The sequence below is a fragment of the Streptococcus oralis Uo5 genome (genome assembly GCF_000253155.1).
Lineage (GTDB): Bacteria > Bacillota > Bacilli > Lactobacillales > Streptococcaceae > Streptococcus > Streptococcus oralis_L.
Window position 1 is genome coordinate 999188 of the sequence record NC_015291.1, and the last position, 20818, is coordinate 1020005.

Genomic DNA, 20818 nt, shown 5'->3' on the forward strand with positions numbered 1-20818 from the left:
TCAGCTAGTAATCGGTGACCTAGCTTTATTATACTACATAAGTCAAAAAAAGACTGCACGAATCACCCATTCATTACAGTCTTTTTAATCCTATTTTTTATTGAATGACGAAACCTTTAGGCAAAATCACCAGTTGCTGGTCCAATTCTTGGCAATGACTGGCCAGCGCTATAGTATCACGACCTACAAGATAGTTTTCACTTGATTGGTTAAAAATAGCTTGAACTTTGTGTCCATCATAATCCCATGCCAGAGATACCACATTCGGCTTGATTTCTTTCAGTCTATAGGTCCCATGCTGGATTATATCTGAGACACTCTTGCGAAGCTGAATCAATTTCTTCATAAAATTAAGCATGTCATTGCTATCAGAAACACGTTCCCAAGGCATGACACGACGACAATCTGGGTCTGGCCCTCCACCTAACTCCAACTCAGTTCCATAGTAGAAACACGGTGTCCCTCTTTGTAAAAAGAGGCAGGCGAGGGCAGACTTAACAAGTTGAACATCTCCTTTGGCTGTTGCCAAAATGCGTTCCGTATCGTGAGAATCTAGAAGATTAAACATCACTTCCGAAATCTGCTGTCTGTAGTACATAGACTGGCTATTGATCTCATCGATGAATTGATGGGACTTCTTAACCCCTCGCAAGAAATAATCCTTGATGCTGTCGGAGAGAGGATAGTTCATGACTGCGTGGAATTCATCTCCATTTAGCCAGGGCTGGGAGGTGTGCCAGACCTCTCCAAGAATATAAAGGTCAGGCTTTTTAGCCAAGACAGCCTTATGGAAATCTCGCCAAAATTGGTGGTCGACTTCATTTGCCACATCTAAGCGCCATGCATCGATATCAAACTCTTCAATCCAGTAGGTCGCAACGCTTAGCAAATAGTCTCTCACTTGAGGATTGGCCGTATTGAGCTTGGGCATATAGCTGGCAAAAGCGAAGGTATGATAAGGGAGTTTTCTTGGATCTCCCAGCTTATCCTTGGTCACTGGGAACTCTTGAACATGGAACCAGTCTTTGTAAACAGAATCTTCACCATGTTTGAGAACATCCTGCCATTGTGGCGATTTGTCCCCAATATGGTTGAAAACAGCGTCCAGCATGATCTTCATGCCTCTCTGATGGGCTTGGTCCACCAGTTTACGGAAAGTTTCCTTATCTCCAAAATGACGGTCAATTTCGAAATAATCCGTCGTATTGTACTTGTGATTGCTTGGGGATTCAAAAATCGGACAGAGATAAAGTCCTGTAATCCCCAAATCTTGCAAGTAATCCAGATGGTCAATAACACCTTGTAAATCACCTCCAAAGAAATCGCTCGTCTTTGGTTTGATAGAGGAATCCCAAGCTAGCGCACCTTCAGGTGAAATCTCAGGGTTCCCATTAGCAAAACGTTCTGGGAAAATCTGATACCAAACTGTATCGGCCACCCAGTCAGGAACATGGCAAGCATCAATCTCATGGATATAAGAAATTTTAAAGCCATTTCCTTCATGATGAAGGTTTTCTAGTGTGTTTTCAACACATCCCTTATCACCATACAGAATACTCTGACCTTGCTTATCTTTAAGTTCAAAGAGATACTGGAGTCGGGCATAGCCAACTGAAATCTCCACTTGCCAATAATCAAACAAAGCATCAGAAGTTACTTTACTCATCTCCTTACTATCTTCATAACGGTCCTCTATAAAGATAAAAGGATCTCCATAATGTAAGCTAATGCTTTTAATATCGTCTTTCTTGGTCCTGATACGAATGTGCATTGTCTTGTCTTTATAAAGATAAGCATACTCCGACTCTGGTCTGTGGTAAATGGCTGTTAATTCCATTGTATTTGTCTCCTGATTTACTTGGTTGCATTTGCGGCGCAAACGTTTTCATAATTGTGATTCTAGTATACTACTTTCGTATTTTATTTGCAAGGCTTGTCCGTAGTTTCGAGTGAATTGTTTTTGAGAATATAAAAAAGCAGTAAGACTTAATACCTACTACTTTCTGATTGATGATTTACAACTGTCTTTCCAGCCACTCTATCTTTTTAAAATCCTTATTGTTATTGTGGTTATTTCGATAGGAATCTTGGGAAGAAGACTTATAAATACTTAAATACTGTTCTAAACTTGGAACGCGAAACGTGATGTCCTCGAGATGAATCAACTCTATATCTGATTCCGAAACCCCTGCAAAATCTGGTAAAGAATCAATACTTCCAAACTCAACACTCAGACCATCCTTTTGGAATTCATGCTCATGAATATCTATTAAAACGTAGCCTAAACCTTTCATCACTTTCATTATCTTCTCCCAGTCATAAATTCTGAGATGATCGGGTGCTTCCCAGCCTCTAGGGTCACCAGGCACATGAATGTCAATGTCAGACGGCTGCCATTCTTCATTTGAACGGTATTCAAAACCCAAAGACCCCATGAGCGTCGGTGTGATTCCAACTTGGTTTAAATGAGAACAAATTGTTCGAAATTCATCAAATAGAGAATTCATTCCTCCTCCAATCATTGATATGAAACTCGATTTCGCAGTGAAAAATAAACTAATTTTTACTTTCTACTCTTTCGGTTTTGAAAATACTTCTACCCGCTGAGCTAGGACTTTGATTTCAACAGGTAGGTTATCCGATTTATCGCCGTCAACATCTGACTCCAATTCACTATCTGAAGAAATCTTAATATTACGCGCTCTGATATACTCAATATTATCATTGCCGACAACATCCCCTTTTAGTAAGTCAGGAATAACAGATAATTTAGAGAATATAGAAGCATCTTTTAGAATCAAAATGTTGGCATAGCCATCTTTATCTTCTTCAAAGATTTTCTTATCAGCGAAGTAATTTGTCAAGAGAACCAAAACATGACTAGCTTCACCAACATAATTTCCATTTTCTGTCTCGACCTTAATGTTAAAGACCTGATCCGTCATAACAGACTTCATGGTATTTACAGCATAGGCAAGGATACCAAATTTTGTCTTATCCTCGATTTCAACATTGTGAATCGCCTCTGGAAGAGAACCGATACTAAAGATATAACCAAAATAGTTATCATTTGCTTTACCGATATCAATCTTGTTGGTTAAGTTAAAATCGAGTTCATCAATCGCACCATCGATGTCTTGATTGATTTCCAACAGTTTCGTAATGAGGTTACCCGTACCGCCTGGGATAATCCCTAACTTAGGAATGTAGTCTCTCTCAGCAATACCCGAAATGACTTCATTGACAGTCCCGTCTCCACCGAAAACAACCACTGCATCGTACTGCTCACGAGACGCTTCCTCAGCAAAGTGTGTTGCATCCAACGCTTTTTCGGTAATTTTGGTTTCCACATGCTCAAAATAATCTTTGGCTTTATTCTCCAGCTTGACCTTATAATCCAAAGCCTTCTCCCCACCAGAGGTAGGGTTGATAATTAACATTGCTTTTTTCATTGATAATACTCCTTTAATAGTTACAAAAATTCTAGTAACTAATTATATCACTTGAGTTACGTAAACGCCATCCAAATGCTTGAAAAATCGAATCCATTAACTAGAATAGAGACGTTAATGTATCAAGCACTAACCTCAACTTAAACAAGAATAAATACTTATTGTTAGCAATCCGCTACTTTACTTTTTCGACAATTTTATATAATCCATTAAGTATAAAATAGCTGAAACAAATGCGAACACACTGGAAAATCCAGCTAATATCGGAATAAAACCAATAATAGATGCAATCAAAAGAAACTGATAAGTCTTCTTATTGACTTTTGATTCCTCATCATGAAGAAGGAATGCTACAAAACCAAAAAACAGCAATATTAAACAAGTTGAAAAGTAGATTCCATCCCAACTAGAAAGTCTAACAAGCTTAGGTATCACCCAGTAAATGATTTCAAATTTCCACATTTTAGAAGAAAGGTAAGTAATCGTTAAAGCTCCAATTAAAGAAATAACTCCGTTTATTAGCAATAATTTATTTGATTTCACACTTAATCTTTTTTATCCTTTTCTGTACTTATCCATCGCTAATTAATAGATTCAACTTTTTAAAAATTCTTTAGACTTCTGGACGATATAGAGCTGTTCATCTTCTTGAGCGAGTTTCTTAAACAACTCATTCGCCCTAGTCATATCTCCTTTTAATTTAGAGTTCAAGGCTTGATAGTAAATGATTTCCAATTGTTGATATTTAAATTCGTTTTCCAAGTCTTCAAAGTAATCATTGGATTGATGAGCAATTGTTAAATCGTAAAGTGCGATACTCACGCTTTTTGTTTTCTCGGCTAAAGAAAGATCTGATATGGACATTTTGTTTAGTATAAGATTAAGCTGGTCCCTGGTCAGGTTAGGATTTGCAAGAACTGTCGAGCGAACGAGGTAACTCTCAAAGAAATCCCTATATTTCGGCTTCAGTTTTTGATCAGTCATTGCTTCAGAAGCCTCCTTAATGGCAGCATCGAAATCACCAATCATATAGGAATACCCAACAGATGTTAGTGTCGCATCCATTTTTATAATAGCTCTTTTTGCACTTTTCTTCAACTCAATGTATTGCTGCCATGATAGTAAATCTAAGTCCATATGCAGTAACTTAGTACTACTCCTTAAATAACCTCTTCTGATTAGTGCTATGAAAAGAAATAAGAGTACACTTATGAATAAAACACAAAGGGTTTGATTGGTCCGATCTTTCACCATCCAAGCTACAAAAAGACTGAGAATAACAGCCAAAACAATCACGACTTTTCTATAAAATCCATATTTCTTGCGTATTTCTAAATAATTCATTTTTACTCCTTTCTCCAAGAAGGGTCGTCTGACAACTCAATCTCACCTATAAACCATCGTGACATCTTCTTTTTATCTTTAAAAGGGTCGGGTTTGATCAAAGTAAAAGGTGAAATGCTCGCATCTGGAAAATACAACTCCGCTTTTAAAGACTGGTTAGGATTATCGTTGACATAGGCTGAAAATTGAATATGGTAACTTCCACCCACATCACCACCATTATCATACCCTCCTCTAGCAGTATTTGGTAGAATTTTAAGAGACTTTATAGATTGTCTTTCCTCATCTTCCAGGTAGGTAATAAGCGCACTCTTGATAGTCTTTTCATGCTCATGTACAAATCTTCCGTTATTGTTAAGAAGAAAATTCCCATAACTTAGAAATGTTAAAAAAAGAAGCAGAAATGGAATGGATAACAAAAAGTACAGCCATTTATTAGATTTAAACATAATGTCTCCTATTATCTAGATTCACAAAAAATGTTATTATTTTCGAAGTTATACTATTAGATTTCCTCTATTTCAACTGGTATTAATTCCTTGTTCCTACATGAAGAACTAATTGTCGGCATTCTAGCTATAAAAAAGAAAAATGTTGATAGCAATCCATTTATAACTAAAACTGCTCCTTCAGCACCATCATTAATGCCCATAAAAAATACCAAAACAAATAATATTCAATAAAAAGCCGAACAATAATACAGGATTTCTTTTACCATTTGGTTTAAACTTGACTCTATAACGTTTGCTTTTCTCTGGTATTCTTGATAATGCATTATGTCGAGAATTTTTTTCATAATAAACAGCTCCTAAGTATGCAAGAATCATAGACAAGAAAAATAGTATACTCTTCATAAATATCTGTTGACTCAATCCCATACTAATAAAAGCTGATTCCATAGCTCTATATAGTAGAGCTACAAATGGTTGTACCATAATAGATATAGTAGTTGTTCCTATCTTTGGTTTAGACTTAATTTCAAAACTATCATCAGAGGGAGTTAACTCAATCATATCAAGAGTGATTGAGTTAGGCATCAATCCGAGAAAATAGCGTTTCCCTTTCATTGAACCTAAGTCCATAAGATACTTTTTATTTTCTATTTCTACAATGCTATACGCCATCGTATTAGCATTCTTAAACTTTAAATGCATCATTCAACACCCAAACACTTTCTGAATTGATTTAATACCTGAATCGATACTATTTCCAATATCATTTATTCTATATTTTCTCAATCTTTTCAACCTCAATTTGACCATGCTTGTATGGATGAGCGATTGGAAAACTTCCTAGAGTAAACATGAAAAAGAATAACGATATGATTCCATTGATTACCAAAAAAGCCCCTTCTGTTCCATTATTCAAACCAAGAAAGAAAAGTAAACAAAGGGCAATTGCTCCAACCAAAGGATATACTCCTCCGTTACTTTTTTTAATAGTTGTAAAGGTCACTGTGTATTTATTGCTGTTTTGAGGAATCCATTTATCTGCTTTATTATGGGATAACTTTAATGAAATCAGAATTGCAAAATAAGAAATCAGCATAGAAATTGCAAAGAGTAATAACTTTAATAATATTTGCTCGCTAATATTATTGTGAATAAAAAATTTTTTCAGCGCATCATAGCTAACCTTGACGATTGGTTGAACGATAATGGCCACCATTGTCGCATTTACAGGTCTTCTAGGTTTAATTGCAAACTGGTTATTATTCTTTTCAATCTCTACCATGTTCACTGTAATCGTATCTGATTTTAATCCCCAATAGTAGCTCTTGGGCCTTATAGTACTTGTATCCATGACATACTTCTTCGATTCTTTATCTATCTGAACAATTTGAAAGCACATCATGCTTGAATTTTTAAATTTTAATTCCAAAATTATCCCCCAAACACTTTCTGAATTTCGTTATAAGTTACATTATGGCTTTTTCAGTTCTTTAAATTCTAGGTATTTCTTTTGATAAGCATAAGTCAATGGAATAACGCCAGATTCAATCCAAATAAATAGATAGGCCAACAAACCATTCAACACTAGAATTGCAGCTTCTGTTCCATTATCTTGTCCCATATAAATAGAGAAAGCAATTGTATGTAAAATGAGAAATAGATAGGCATGGAATTGTCTTTTTTTCTTATTATTCTGAAAGACTATTTTAAACCTCTTCTTTTCCTGCGATAAACGACTTGAAATCTCCTTCCTTGATTTGATTAAAATACCTTGATAGACAATATAGGCTACCAAAATAGATATGAGAAATAAAGATACTTTTAAATATAGATTATGACTAATATCATAATATCTAAAAATTGATGTTACTACTTCATACGAAAGAAGACCAAAACCAATAGATACCATACGCATTCCTGAGGGTCCCATCTTAATTTTCTTATCAAAATTTTTATTCTGACTATCAAGTTCTATCAAATCAACTTCAAGGGTTTCAGGGGAAAGTCCCCAATAATAACTCTTTGGTGTTGTAGAGTTGGAATCAAGAACGTACTTTTTCTCTCCCATCTCTAACACATCAAAATAAGCAACATCTAATCCTCTAAAATTAATTTTCACATTTACCACCCAAACACTTTCTAAATTGATTTACTACCTGAATCAAAGGCCTTATTTAATTTCTCTAATTCCTTCAAATGTGACGTTTCTAATCTTATAAGCGGAAAGAATGGGAATCTTTCCAAATAAAAATGATAGAAGAAAAAATGAGACAATACTATTGATAACGAGAACAATACCTTCTCCTCCATCATTAATAGACAAATAAAGTGCCAAACAAGCTATTATAGGAACAGTAAAAATATAGGCATCAAAAACTTGTCTTCTTGCAGATACTGGTTTAAAAATCATCTCATATTTTCTACTAGAAGAAGGCAGTAAAGCTTTAACATTATTACGTTCTTTCTCTCTTGTAAAATAAAAAATCAAGTAAGGGAACAGTATAGATACGCAAAATACTACTAATTTTAAAATTATCTGTTGGCTAATATTGTACTCTTTAAAAAAAGTTTTAAGTAAAGAATAAACAATCCATACAAGTGGTTGAACCATGATTGCCACATATGAAGCTTTAAACTTATTAATCGGGGTACTAAAATTGATATCCTCACTGTTAAGTTCCGTCATCTCAACCGTTAATTCGTCCGTTGGAACACCCCAATAGTAGAACTTGGGAGTCATTGAACTTGCATCTAATATATATTTTTTCCCATTTAGTTCTACAAGTTGATGACAAAAATACTTCGTTTCTTTAACATTAATTTCCAAAATTACCTCCCGAATTGATTTAATACCTGAATCAATACTATTTCCAACTTCTCGGCACTCTATATTTATAGCTCTTCAATTTCAGTTAATGTTAGTGTTTTATAGTAGTCTGGGATTTGTGGCATTCTTAATAGTACAAAGGACCACCACGAAATTATGCCATTTATAACCAATATAGCACTTTCATAACCACTGTCAAGTCCTATAAAAAATGCCAAACATATAATGTTAATTCCAAGTGTGAAAAACAACCAATCAATTATTCGTTTACCTTTGGGTTCAAAAACAAGTCGACGACGTTTACTATTTTGGGGAACTCTTGATTCAAACTTTCTTACCGCACTTTTTTCATAAAAGACAGCCATAAGATAAGACAAAAATACAGAGAAAGCAAATAACACTACTTTCATTAAAATTTGCTGATTGATTCCCCAGCTAATAAAGGCATCTTTCATCAGCGTATGAGAGATGCCAACAAGTGGCTGAATCATGATAACTAGAGCAGTAGATGCGCCTATTGGTGTCTTCGATTTTATTCTAAAACTATCATTAGATGGAGATAGCTCAACCATTTCAGCGGTAACCTCTTTCGGAAGTGAACCGAAGAAATAGGATTTGCCTTTTATAGTGGTAGGATCTAATATATAACTTTTATTCTTAAACTCAACGATTCTAAAAACTGCTATATTCGAATATTTAAATTTTAATTCCACATTTACCACCCAAACACTTTCTGAATTGATTTAACAAATCTTGATTCAATTTCGCAAACACTTTACAATATTTCATTTCCAATTCAACACTACTTTCGATAATACTGCAGACACTTCGACTCGGCGGTTGCTTTTTTCAATTTCGTTCATGAACACCTCATTCTTTTTCAAAAATAACACTACTAATTTGCACAATCTTTTGATTAGATTTTAGTTGAATAGTTACTCTATATATAGTTGAGCTGGAATAATTTACTAATACTATACATGTTGTTTCCTCTGGTAAATCATATTTGCTTTTTAGATGTTTATAGAGGTCAGAGTTATTTTCTGGCTGATATACAATCTCACGAAGTTCTGTTTCTGCACTCTTAAAAGTCTCCTTTACATCTAGAGAAGTAAAGAAATCTCTTTGTACCACTAGATTAAGAATTTCTTCATCATATAAAGGAGTTACCTCCGACCCATAATTTAACTTCCCATTAGAATATGTAACCGGAACAGTTTCGTTATTCTCCCCAATTGTTATTGTATAATCACCTTTAATATCAGCTTGAGTGATATCTAAATCCACTTCGTATTTTTTAACTTCATCTTGATTTTTTATATAAATTCTACTAGTGTATGCCTTTAATCCCGTAAAATCTTTCTTGTCTTGTTCTAAAAATTTAAACATAGGTTCAAACGTTTTTTCAAATTCGTACTGTTCTTTTGTTCTGTTTTTGGGAATGGTCTCACCACCCAAACTACACCCATTCAGTGAAAATAGTGATATCAGTATGATGATCAAGGCAGAAAGCCATAATAAATGCTTATATTTTTTCATTTATATCTCCAAAAATAAAAAGTCTAAAACTATTATAGCATGAACACGCTGAAAATGACTTTCTATAACCATTTAGATTCATTCATAAAATGCATTTAAAGACAATTGACCTATTGATAGGAAAACTTGATAGTTTAAAAGCTTTGACCTTACTCTTGTAGAAAAAAGACATTCAAGAAAATCTTAAATGCCTGTATAAATAGTGTATTAAGGATATTGCTTGTTAAACTTCTCCTAACCAGGATCGACATTAAGAAATCTTACTGTATAGCCACTATCGGTATATAGAAACTCTATTTGCAATCTCATATCTACTAATTCAGAATTTGAAGTCAAATCATAATCAACAGCAAACCCAGTCTGGTCATCATAATCATAAATTTCCAATTGAGAGTACTCATAAGGCGGATTGAAATGACACTCCACACCATACTCATCAATCGTGTCAAAATCATTCAATTCTAATGTCTTTTCAACATAACTAAAGAATTCGTTTAAATCGTCAATCTCTGACTCATCGACATAGTTCATAATGTCTTCATATTTTTTCAGGTGAATAGCCTTTAAAATATTTGTGATAACGTCTATAACCTTTTCTTTTTTATACTTATCAATTAATTCCATAGATGCCACCTTTCTACTTAACTAAACCATCATTTTCCTGCTAAGAAAAGATCCCATCGTTCAATGACATTCTTTAACGGCTCGTCTAGATAGGAATAGGCCTTTTCCTTATCTCCAATAATTGCTCCTAGCATGGCATTCCTCCTTGTGAACTATTGGTTTAGACTAACTTTTCTACTTCCTATACTCTTTTATTCTATCAGCATATTCAGTCGAAAGATTCTTTGAATAAATTTTTTCATTACTCGAATTTCTAACTTCTTTCCAAAGAATAGAAGCTACTTTTAACTTGTTTGAGTAGTTACGACTATTTTCGTCTGCACAGAAGTCCTTTAAAAATTGGTTCCATTGACAAACCGAATGATCATACTTGGCATAATCTGAATTTCCATCATAAACTTTTAGCATGTCTTGGATTGTAAAATTCAAATCATTTACTTTTTTTACTTTTCTCCAAGCGGTGGCCATATTAGCAGTAAATTTAAAGGGCGAAACACCTGTTAAAGTTGAGAAATATTCTCTAAAGTTTGCATTAAAGGAGAATCCACATTCAAGTAAGGGCGTATCTAAAGTAACGACTTCTACTCGTTTCTTTTTCCTTTTTACTGATGATTTTTTAATCAAATTCCCATTGAAGTACTGCTCAATAATATCATTGAGTTCTTGTTTTGTACCTCTATTTTCAAGTCCTAATGACTGGCATATCTGTGAAAGTTCATCACGATACCAATAGTATTTATTAAATTCATCAAAGGATGTGATTTTATCAAACTCAGGTCTGCTTTCTATCAATATAACACTCCTTAAAGTCAGTTTAGGTTTTCATCTCAAAATAATGGAGTTTTAGTTTCTTTATTTTGAGGATTAGCAACGTTTCACTAACAAACTTACACACTCAGCGGTTCGGACTTGCCGTATCATCAGTGAGAAACAAAGTCTTTTCCATCTTCTAAAGAATCAAACACGACAAAATCTTTAGAATAATCATTTTGGTACAATTCCAATAGATACATCTTTCATTTTCCCAATATTTGAAAAACTAACCGATATTTTAAGCAACTTACAATCAAATTATCTAGCCTTAATATACGCATTTATTATATAACGAAGATAATTAAGTGCGGTTTATCCAGGATCAACATCTATAGAAGTTATTTTGTAACCATCATTATTGTATAAAAATTCTAATTGTAGGGTTAAATCTACTAATTCAGAATCGGAGGTCATCTCATATTCAACAACAAAGCCAGTTTGATCATTAAATTCATAAACTTGTAGTTGGGAGTACTCATAATTCGGATGGAAATTACAATCTACACCATATTCATCAATTTTATCAAAATCATTTAATTGTAATGAATCGTCAATATATTCAAGTAACTCTCTTACATCATCAACTTCTGAACCATCAACACAATCCAAAATATCTCTATAATTATTTAGATGAATTGCTCTTAAAATCTTTTTAAGTATTTCAATTACTTTTTCTTCATCTAGGTAGTTTTCTTTGTACTCAAAATCATCGAATATTCCCATGATAATACTCCCTTTTTGTAATCAACTTTAAATCTTATAAATATTAAAAATGTTTCACTAACAAACTCACACACTCAGTGGTTCGGACTTACCGTATCATCCGTGAAAAAACAATCATCACAAAATAAAGGAAAATCCTTCGTTTTGATATTGTTCCATTCGTAAACTGAACCTACAATATCTCCAACTATTGCTCCTAGCATCCGTTTCCTCCTTATGGCATATCAGATTCGTTACACATTTCTAATGAGTCACTCTTTAAAAAGGGCACCACCAAATCAATCCACTCATAAGGCAGGTAAGCTGATAAATAGCCGTGGTTATAGCCCTTTGCTTCATACAAAATTGTATTTGAATGTAGCTGATGAAATAATTTCGCTGATTCTTTCACACAGTTCAATTCTTTTTCACCATAGATATACAGAACCTGAGCCTTGCTAGCAGAAATCATATCTTTCAGCTTGTAACATCCCATATAATTTTTGTAAATGGTCACCAATGTTTTGACAGGGGTCCTTGGCAAATCCTCCAAATAATAAGCTTTTATTTCCTCTGGATAAGCCAGTTTAGGATAGAGTTTGTTCATCATGCTTAAGTGAAGTTTGCAAGAGAATTTATTGAACATCAGTTTACCAAATAGAGACACTAGAAAGATGCTGATTTTAGCTAACCTTGGTTGAGGAATGCAGAGGCTTCCATCTATGATGGCCTTCTCAGCAATTTCACTGTCTAAAGACAAAAGCTCAATGGCAATTTGACCACCAAGTGAAACACCACCGATTGCAAACAATTTCCCACCACAGTTTGCTTTGATATAGTCTAGAATCTCCAAAGCAGAATCTTCAGTAGAAACATAATCAAGTTGATATTCCTCGCCGTGGCCATTCAAAGTTGGTAGAATAATACGGTATTCTTTTGACAAGATTCGTGCTTGACGAAGATAATTCCACCAAGAACTGCCACCACCATGTATTAGTAAAATAGGAGGCAAATTCTTATCACCAAATTCATGGAATTTCATGTTTAAACTCCTTACTGTAGGGCTTTCACTAGATAAATACTTGTTAAACCAGTTTGAACAAGCAGTGATGTCTCATCAAATAGAAAAGTCCCTAACATTGATTATCTAGAATGACCACACGTTACTTTCAATAATGGATATCCTGATCTAAATTTTAAAATGTTGTTTCCTTACTAATTCTATTACTCGCCAATATAGTATAAATCAAATAACCAATAAAAATGATAATAAAAATAAGATTAATTTTTAACACAAAATAGAGATTTAGCAAATTTGCGAACGCATGAAATAATACACAGTATCCAACAGATTTCGTTTGACGGTAAAGAAGCCCTAAAACAAAACTTAAAAATAATGTATATATAAAAAATAAAATAAAAGGAAATCCTTGATGACTTTCTCCAACTATAAACCATAAAGGCAGATGCCAAATCCCCCAAATTGATCCTACAATCAAATTAGATTGCCAATAAGTATATTTTTTATCAAGTAAGGGTTGTAATATACCTCTCCATCCTAATTCTTCATGTCCACCACCAAAAAAAATTAGTTGTATAAAGAATAATGGCATCAGATAAATTGATACTCCGTTTAATTCTAAGGAAGATACAGAAAATAGTATCAAAATTGCTAACATATGATAAATGAAATAAATACTACTATTTTCTATCTTATTAAATAAAAAATGTTTAAATTTTATATTATTACTTTTTAAATAAAAGCCACTTGCAATAGCTGGACCAAGTGCACCTACTATATGTAATGTTCTTCCTATAATCGTTTCTAATCCAAAAATATGAGATTGCGTAAAGATGGCAAGAATCCCCCAAGCTATATAAGTAATTCCAAATGTAAAACAAAGATAATTTTTTAATTTCTTTTTTGTCAATTTCTGTCATTTTATCGCCCTTATCTTGATTATTTTATGAATAATATTTTTACTGCTTCTTAGTTGCTCTCGATTTATAACTACCTATATTCTATCACAAAAACACAAAAAAGCCTTACAATCAAGGCTTTTCATTATTCATTTCGTCAATACTTTAGTTTCGTAGATTCAGATTCGCATGATTAAAACTAGTCAATTTTCTCTATGATATTTCCAAGTTTATCCAATACAAGACAGGAATGATCATTTAGTGGAATTATGGGAACATCAACAAGTTCTTCAGCTCTATCCTTATTTGCTTTATCTTTCCATGAATCATAATGAACACTAATTAAAAACTGACTAAAGACTCCTAATCCATTTTTTATCTTTATCTGATGTTCTGAATTATCATTAGGTGAGACATAGACTTTTTCTCCTAATAATAGGGCTCCTGCAGAAAACCCTATAACTTTTGCCCCTTTATTAAGCATATGATCGATATAATTTTTGAACTCCTGATTGACATAAGTAGCTATATATTTTTCCGTATTTCCACCACCGATGATAATTAGATCAGCATCTAAATAGCTATCAAAATTAATCTGCTCAATGTCCAAAAGTAAGTAATCAGTGTTTAGATTAGGAAATTGACTTTGGAAAGCTTCCGTGTACTTTTTCATATAGGGTTGCCAATTATCTCGAAAAACTGTAAAAATAACAATTCTTTCAATCTTGCTTGATGATACAATTTTTTCAACAATGCTATATTTCGTTATTGGGGGATTCCCACCCATCAAAAAAATTTGTTCTTTCAAGTTAACACACTTTCTAAAGAGACATAAAGTTTAAACAAGTTTATTCATAATTGTCATTATAACTGTTACAAAAAAATTATTCAAATTCCTGACTATCTCAACTTGTACAAGCTGAGTCACACACATCATATGTCTTGACTGTTATTTCAGTGAATTCCTATAGAAAAGTATTGAATGCAATGCTTATCAATACAAATTCAAAAATCTCAGAATCGGAAGCAGTCAACTAAGTCCCGAATAAAACAGATGAGTCGATTAAATGATTAGACTTTAAATTGTCTCGGGATAACAATAAACAAAAGTGTTACTAGGACTGACAGTCCTACTCCTGCTGGGAAGATTGTCAGAGACAAGATAAGCCCTAACATTTTAATACCAATATCCCATCGTATCCAACGTTTTCGTCCTCGTCTTAACGCATGCATCTCAGCTATATCATTCACTTCATCCAAGGTACGGTAATACCATAATACTGAAAAGCTAATGAGTAGAACGATTACCCCATAGAATGCTTGCATGCTACCATTGTCGAAATGGGTTGCTATGAGCTGAGTAGTATAGGGAAAAAGGGAGGAGAAAAAGAGCATGATAATGGTTGCCCAGACTGTTTTTTGGCTAACTTTTTTAATGAGATGCGAAGAAGAATGGATATTGACCCACATAGCTCCCAGCCAAAAGAAAGAAATACCGTAGGCAAGAAAATTGGTTCTAAGCTCCCATAGTCCTTGTAAATCAAAGGTTTTTGGCTTTTCCAGCTCCAAAACCAAGATAGTCATAACGATGGCTAACACAGCGTCAATAAAGGCTCCCAAACGTTCCTTTTCCATTATTTGCGGTTGTTTTTTCATCAAATAGTCCTTTCGATTCTATTCTATCCAAGTGCCTGATTATTTCAGTCACACAATAACTTTATTTTTATATATGTTCAAGACTCCAGTGGAGTTTTGAAGCATCTCGCTTTGAAATAAAAAAGCGAGTGGATTAACTACATTTCTCTAAATAACTTACACACTCAACGTGATGCGTTTGTGGGAATAAATCCACCGGCTGGACTTTCCTCAACTCATATCCCAATTCTTGATAGAGTTTGATATCACGCGCCATGGTTGCGACATTACATGAAATATAAGCGATGCGGTCTGCTCCTGTTTGGGCGCTTGCTTTGATAAAGCTCTCGGTCAAGCCCTTGCGTGGTGGGTCAACCAAGATGACGGTTGGTTGGATACCTTCCTTGAGCCAGTTCTTCATGGCATTTTCAGCTGTGTCACATACATAGTGGGCGTTTGAGATACCGTTCAATTCTGCGTTCTTCTGGCTATTTTCTACTGCTTCTGGAATCACTTCAACACCGTAGACTTCTTTGACATGCTTGGCAACGGATAATCCAATCGTTCCAATCCCTGAGTAGGCATCGATCACCACATCATCTTCTCTTAACTCCGCAAAGTCAATAGCTGTTTGATAAAGTTTCTCTGCCATTTCTGTATTGACCTGGTAAAAGGCTGGCCCAGATATCTGAAAGTCATTTCCCAACATCTGGTCCGTAATATAGTCTTGACCATAAAGAGTCTTCCACTCCTTACCAAAAATCGCATTGGTATTCTGGTCATTGATATTTTGCATGACAGACACAATCTCTGGGAACTGCTTGATAAGTTGTTCAATCAACTGCTCCACTCGGAAAATTTTAGGACGTGTAGTCACTAAGATAACCATGATTTGTCCTGAATAGTGACCACGACGCACCACTAGGTTCCGAATCAAGCCAGACTGTTCCTTTTCGTCATAAGGTTTCAAATCATAGCGACGAAGCAAATCTCGAAGAGCTACTACGACTTGGTCAATGACAGGATCCTGGATAAAGAAATCTTCAAGAGGCATGAGGTCGTGCGAATTCTTACGGAAAAAGCCAGTTTCCAAGACACCATTCACTCGACGAACAGGCACCTGCGCCTTATTTCGATACTTGACAGGATTCTCCATACCAAGTGTTTCAGCAACCTCTACATCTATAATACCAGCAATCTTGTAGAGACTGTCTTTGACTTGCTTGGTTTTGAACTTGAGCTGCTCTGGATAGGCAAGATGCCCAAAATCAGCGATACCTGAACGTAGATAAGCTAGGTCAAGGTCTTGGTTACGATGAGCTGACTGAACAAGGTATTCTTCAACCTTCCCAAAGCCAATCTTTTTAGTGACCTTAAGAACACGCATGAGGATTTTCTCAGTTGGTAGAGCATTTTCTACAAAGAAAACCAAACCTTCTACCTTGGCAACCCCAGCACCTTCATGGGTCAAATCAACAATTTCAACTTCTACAATATCATTTTTCTTTAACATATTTTTCACTTTCTATCGGCCGACAAAAAAGACGGCAACATTTCTGTTACCATCTATTATATCATGAAATGACCTAAGCACCAAAACTCTTGAAGAAGTTGACAATGGCTTGCCAAAGAGAGCTAAAGAAGTTGCCCCCCTCTTCTAGCGCTTTATTTGCATCAAAGTTGAGATTGATATTTTTAAAACTATCTCCAGCTTGGGATACAATACTTTCCTTGAGGTCATTTAGGGTTTTAGTGAAATCAGCATTGTTCAAAATGTCACTCTTTGAGAGGTTGAGTGCAAAATTGATGATGATATTGACCTGGTTTCCTGTTATAACCTGATCGAGTTTGTAGTTTTTTAGTGTGTCTTCTACAATTTTGCGGACATCTTCTTCTGTCAGATTTCCTTTGGCTTCTTTTGCCTTTGCGATTCCTGCCTTGATATCTGCCAAAGCCACATTGAGCTTATTGGCATCGTAGCCTGACTTGTCCTTGTTTTCAGCATTGATATCGGACAAGGCTTTTAGTTCTTCTTGGGCCAGGTCTTTATTGGCTTGCGGTACTTTAGCACCATTGGCCTCTAACGAGTAGTAAATCCCAGCTAGGGCGCTCTCACCTGTAACTGGAATAGGGGCTGCAACTGTGATTTTGGCATGCTCAACTCCCAGCGTCACCGCTGCATTACGGTACATATCCTGCGTCACCTTGGTGATATTTTCAGGCGTTTCAATCTTGACCTCTAGAGGTGATTTGTCACCCAGCTTTTGAATCTTAGCCGATGAATAGAGTTGTAGACTAGCATCATTAGCCACATTCATAATTTTCGAATAGATATCGGGTGTCATAGTTTTGATATCTTTAGTGTCTTTTTGATGCGTCATAGCCAAGTTTGCTAAGAGTTTTGTTTTTTTGGTCTTCAGATAGAGAAGAACCTAGGACATATTCTGGTTGTACATAGGTTTCATCGATTACTTTTTGAACATCGGTTGCTGCGTGGACGCTTGTCATAGCTGTTACAGCCCACAAAACTGCAGCGCTTGTTAGAAAGAGTTTCTTTCTCATAGGGTATTCCCTCCTTTACCTTTCTAGGGTAATAAAACAATCTTAAAGAAAGCTTATAGTGAAAAACACCTGGTCAAACCAGATGTTTAAAAGAAATTAAAGAATTTCATGATATAGAGATTAAAGCGAACCTGTCTCGAGTAGTAATAATTTCCACCATTTTCATAGAGTTCGGCACCGTGAAAGATAGAAATAGGGTTGATATAGGTGTAGGTCTTCCCTGTAGTATTACCAAGGATTGGAGCGACCGTTTCTCGGGAGTAACGCTTGGCTAGGGCCAGTGTATTTTCCTTGCCATTCTGAGCGATAAAGTCGATATAGGCAGGTCCAAAATTATAGGCTTGAACGGCGGTCCAGACATCTACTCCTTTGCTCTGTGCCAAATAGAGATTATCTGTTAGAGTCTGAACCCCTTGGCGAATACTAGAGGCATCGTCTTTGATGGTATTGGTGGCGCCACTAGCAGACTCACTAGACTGCATGACATCCCGCTCTTTTCCCTTCGTTTCAGTATAAATCATAGCGAGCACCAACTCTTCATTGGCTGGAGTATCTCTTTCGCTCAAGATTTCTCGAACCATGGGTTGGTAGGTCATGACTTGTTTAACATCCTGATGGATATGATAAGCTTTGTATCCTGCTAAAAGGAAGACTGCTAGCACAAGCACTCTTCTTATAAATTTAAACATTATTTACTTTGAATATCCTCGATATTTTTGATTAAGATAGAATAGGTTCCATTGTCATTTTGGATAAACTCAACAGACTCGGCGTCTTGGTATACGTTATTGGGAACGATGAGTTCAATTCCATTTGACAAGGAAAGTTTTTGGTTTTCAAATTTCTTGAGCTGACGACTGGCATCAATTTCATCAAACTGGACTGGTTCTGGTACAGCTTCCTTGACTTGGTCGATAAAGCTCAAGCGAGCTGTCAGATTATTATCAAAAAGGTCGTTAGCCAATTTCTCAGGAGACAACTCATTGTTTTCTTCAAGATTGTTGAAAATCGCTGATTTGACCTTGGATTGAAACTGAAAATCATCTGTGTTAAAGGACTCTGCAATTCTCTGAGCCGTTTTTTCCAGTTCCTTGATAGATTTCTTGGGTGAAATCTTGGGAGCAACAGCTAGGAGATTTTCTGAAAAATAATTCAAGAAAGTCCCATTATACTTGATGCGTTTTTCGATGAGATGGTACTTGCGACTTTGAAGATTGACCACCAAGGCCTCATCAGCCCCCGTTCCAAATCCAGGTAGGTTATTCTGAGTTAGCTTGATTGGGTTATCAACTTCTCCACCAAGGTGAGTCAAGGTCTCACGCAGAGCAATTCGCAAAAAAGCGAAATGTTCTACGCCTTCTTTAGAAAACTGAACAAAAACCAAGTCATTGGTCTTGAGATTTTCTGAAATGCTGAACTCCTCTTTCCAGAGATTAGCCAGTGTCACTGATGTCTCCAACAAATCTTCTGTGATGTGATTGAAGAAGGGATTTTCTTCTTCGAAAATCCCAGTCTTTGCTTCATCTGAATACACACGTTCGATTTTTTTGCGCAGGTATTCTTCGATTTTTGGAGTGATATTGAGAAATTTATCCGCTAGAAACAGCTCGGTATCATCCGGACTGAACTGATGGATAATGGCTTTCTTAATATAAATGTCCATAAAAGTATTAGTCCTCGTATAGTGGGAAGGCATCTGTCAACGCTTTGACTTCACTTCTCACTTCTTCTAAGACAGCTTCATTTTCTGCATTTTTAAGGGTTTTAATGATGAGTTCAGCCACTTTACGGCTTTCTTCTTCACCAAATCCGCGTGCAGTGATGGCTGCTGCTCCGATACGAATTCCACTTGTCTTGAATGGTGACAAAGTTTCGTAAGGGATTGAATTTTTATTTAGGGTAATATTAACTTCATCCAGTACGTTTTGAGCAACTTTTCCGTTTTCTACAACCTTAGTGACATCAACAAGGAAGAGGTGATTTTCAGTCCCTCCAGAAATGATACGGAAATCAGGGTCTTGCAAGAAGACTTCAACCATAGCCTTGCTGTTTTTGATGACATTAGCAGCATATTCCTTAAAGGCTGAGTCCAAAACTTCTTTGAAGGAAACCGCCTTAGCCGCCACAACATGCTCTAAAGGACCACCCTGAATACCAGGGAAAATAGCTGAGTTGATTTTCTTAGCTAGATCTTCATCATTTGTCAAAATCAAGCCACCACGCGGTCCACGAAGAGTTTTGTGGGTCGTTGTTGTAGTGATATGAGCGTATGGCACTGGGCTTGGATGAAGTCCAGCTGCCACCAAACCAGCGATATGGGCCATATCGACCATGAGCTTAGCACCAACGGCATCTGCAATTTCACGGAATTTTGAGAAATCGATAATTTGAGAATAGGCTGAAGCACCAGCTACAATTAGTTTTGGTTTTACTTCTTGGGCTTGTTTCAAGATAGCATCAAAGTCCAAGAGTTCTGTTTCAGGATCCACACTATAAGAAACAAAGTTGTAGGTTTGACCAGAGAAGCTAACAGGAGCTCCGTGGGTCAAGTGCCCACCAGCAGCCAAATCCATTCCCATAACCGTATCACCTGGCTCAATCAAGGCCATGTAAGCCGCACAGTTGGCTTGGCTTCCTGAGTGAGGTTGGACATTGGCGAATTTAGCACCGAAAATTTCTTTCGCGCGTTCAATAGCTAGAGTTTCTACCACGTCTACTACATCCGTTCCACCATAATAACGGCGTCCTGGGTAACCCTCGGCATATTTGTTTGTCAAGATAGACCCTTGAGCTGCCATAACAGCCTTGGAAACCACGTTTTCCGAAGCAATCAACTCGATATTGTTTTGTTGGCGTTCTTCTTCTTTGGCAATAGCATTCCAGAGATCAGCATCGTATGCTTTAAAATCGTCTTTATCAAAAATCATAGGTCTTCTCCTTTATAGTGT

Annotated in this window: 24 protein-coding genes and 2 pseudogenes; all 26 read right to left on the bottom strand. The window is 35.8% G+C overall.

The genetic code is table 11. The annotated features are described in order from the left end of the window. Positions 1–97: 97 nt before the first annotated feature. Positions 98–1837: a glycoside hydrolase family 13 protein gene (locus SOR_RS05000; RefSeq protein ID WP_000423953.1), complete on the bottom strand. Its 1740-nt coding sequence runs from the start codon at positions 1835–1837 to the stop codon at positions 98–100. Positions 1838–2015: 178 nt separating this feature from the next. Beyond that, entirely contained in the window at positions 2016–2507 is a 492-nt protein-coding gene (locus tag SOR_RS05005; RefSeq protein WP_001086577.1) for a hypothetical protein, read from the bottom strand. A gap of 63 nt (positions 2508–2570) precedes the next feature. Next, the gene (locus tag SOR_RS05010; protein ID WP_000710095.1) at positions 2571–3452 is read right to left on the bottom strand and encodes a diacylglycerol/lipid kinase family protein; all 882 of its coding nucleotides are present in this window, start codon (positions 3450–3452) and stop codon (positions 2571–2573) included. Between the two features lie 180 nt (positions 3453–3632). Next, a complete protein-coding gene (locus SOR_RS05015; RefSeq protein WP_000841303.1) occupies positions 3633–3995 on the bottom strand; it encodes a hypothetical protein in 363 nt (120 codons plus the stop codon). A gap of 51 nt (positions 3996–4046) precedes the next feature. Next, positions 4047–4796: a hypothetical protein gene (locus SOR_RS05020; RefSeq protein WP_001108324.1), complete on the bottom strand. Its 750-nt coding sequence runs from the start codon at positions 4794–4796 to the stop codon at positions 4047–4049. Positions 4797–4798: 2 nt separating this feature from the next. Continuing rightward, the gene (locus SOR_RS05025) at positions 4799–5245 is read right to left on the bottom strand and encodes a hypothetical protein (RefSeq protein ID WP_013670222.1); all 447 of its coding nucleotides are present in this window, start codon (positions 5243–5245) and stop codon (positions 4799–4801) included. A 56-nt stretch (positions 5246–5301) separates the two neighbouring features. Further along, entirely contained in the window at positions 5302–5448 is a 147-nt protein-coding gene (locus SOR_RS10340; RefSeq protein ID WP_013670223.1) for a hypothetical protein, read from the bottom strand. Next, positions 5438–5920 carry a DUF443 domain-containing protein gene (locus SOR_RS05030; protein ID WP_232501611.1) on the bottom strand — a complete coding sequence of 161 codons (483 nt, stop codon included), beginning with the start codon at positions 5918–5920 and terminating at the stop codon, positions 5438–5440. Before SOR_RS05030 ends, SOR_RS10340 begins: the two co-directional genes overlap by 11 nt. A gap of 100 nt (positions 5921–6020) precedes the next feature. Then, a complete protein-coding gene (locus SOR_RS05035; RefSeq protein WP_000420677.1) occupies positions 6021–6677 on the bottom strand; it encodes a DUF443 domain-containing protein in 657 nt (218 codons plus the stop codon). Positions 6678–6719: 42 nt separating this feature from the next. Next, positions 6720–7376, bottom strand: a complete 657-nt coding sequence (locus tag SOR_RS05040; protein WP_000248556.1) for a DUF443 domain-containing protein — start codon at positions 7374–7376, stop codon at positions 6720–6722. 42 nt (positions 7377–7418) lie between these two features. Then, positions 7419–8075, bottom strand: coding sequence for a DUF443 domain-containing protein (locus SOR_RS05045; RefSeq protein WP_000405223.1), 657 nt, complete (start codon positions 8073–8075; stop codon positions 7419–7421). 65 nt (positions 8076–8140) lie between these two features. Beyond that, positions 8141–8797: a DUF443 domain-containing protein gene (locus SOR_RS05050; RefSeq protein WP_000248458.1), complete on the bottom strand. Its 657-nt coding sequence runs from the start codon at positions 8795–8797 to the stop codon at positions 8141–8143. A 148-nt stretch (positions 8798–8945) separates the two neighbouring features. Beyond that, positions 8946–9614 (bottom strand): hypothetical protein, encoded by a 669-nt coding sequence (locus SOR_RS05055; RefSeq protein WP_000760102.1) that lies wholly within the window; start codon positions 9612–9614, stop codon positions 8946–8948. 234 nt (positions 9615–9848) lie between these two features. Beyond that, positions 9849–10238, bottom strand: coding sequence for a DUF7668 domain-containing protein (locus SOR_RS05060; protein WP_000419017.1), 390 nt, complete (start codon positions 10236–10238; stop codon positions 9849–9851). Between the two features lie 174 nt (positions 10239–10412). Next, positions 10413–11030: an SAP domain-containing protein gene (locus tag SOR_RS05065; RefSeq protein WP_000573121.1), complete on the bottom strand. Its 618-nt coding sequence runs from the start codon at positions 11028–11030 to the stop codon at positions 10413–10415. A 333-nt stretch (positions 11031–11363) separates the two neighbouring features. Beyond that, positions 11364–11774 (bottom strand): DUF7668 domain-containing protein, encoded by a 411-nt coding sequence (locus tag SOR_RS05070; protein WP_000510789.1) that lies wholly within the window; start codon positions 11772–11774, stop codon positions 11364–11366. A gap of 74 nt (positions 11775–11848) precedes the next feature. Then, positions 11849–11977, bottom strand: a complete 129-nt coding sequence (locus tag SOR_RS10270; protein ID WP_000900071.1) for a hypothetical protein — start codon at positions 11975–11977, stop codon at positions 11849–11851. Between the two features lie 11 nt (positions 11978–11988). Continuing rightward, entirely contained in the window at positions 11989–12795 is an 807-nt protein-coding gene (locus tag SOR_RS05075; RefSeq protein WP_000668465.1) for an alpha/beta hydrolase, read from the bottom strand. Between the two features lie 154 nt (positions 12796–12949). Further along, positions 12950–13694, bottom strand: a pseudogene (locus SOR_RS05080) (lysostaphin resistance A-like protein). A 178-nt stretch (positions 13695–13872) separates the two neighbouring features. Continuing rightward, a complete protein-coding gene (locus tag SOR_RS05085) occupies positions 13873–14481 on the bottom strand; it encodes a Type 1 glutamine amidotransferase-like domain-containing protein (RefSeq protein WP_000662944.1) in 609 nt (202 codons plus the stop codon). A 263-nt stretch (positions 14482–14744) separates the two neighbouring features. Further along, a complete protein-coding gene (locus SOR_RS05090; protein ID WP_033630185.1) occupies positions 14745–15308 on the bottom strand; it encodes a TMEM175 family protein in 564 nt (187 codons plus the stop codon). A 154-nt stretch (positions 15309–15462) separates the two neighbouring features. Further along, positions 15463–16821 carry a 23S rRNA (uracil(1939)-C(5))-methyltransferase RlmD gene (gene rlmD / locus SOR_RS05095; protein ID WP_000914614.1) on the bottom strand — a complete coding sequence of 453 codons (1359 nt, stop codon included), beginning with the start codon at positions 16819–16821 and terminating at the stop codon, positions 15463–15465. Positions 16822–16894: 73 nt separating this feature from the next. Then, positions 16895–17870, bottom strand: a pseudogene (locus SOR_RS05100) (DUF1002 domain-containing protein). An 86-nt stretch (positions 17871–17956) separates the two neighbouring features. Then, the gene (locus SOR_RS05110; protein ID WP_013670231.1) at positions 17957–18559 is read right to left on the bottom strand and encodes a lysozyme family protein; all 603 of its coding nucleotides are present in this window, start codon (positions 18557–18559) and stop codon (positions 17957–17959) included. Further along, positions 18559–19533, bottom strand: a complete 975-nt coding sequence (locus SOR_RS05115; RefSeq protein WP_000356119.1) for a nucleoid-associated protein — start codon at positions 19531–19533, stop codon at positions 18559–18561. Before SOR_RS05115 ends, SOR_RS05110 begins: the two co-directional genes overlap by 1 nt. 7 nt (positions 19534–19540) lie before the next feature. Beyond that, positions 19541–20797, bottom strand: coding sequence for a serine hydroxymethyltransferase (glyA, locus tag SOR_RS05120; RefSeq protein ID WP_000575504.1), 1257 nt, complete (start codon positions 20795–20797; stop codon positions 19541–19543). Positions 20798–20818 lie beyond the last annotated feature (21 nt).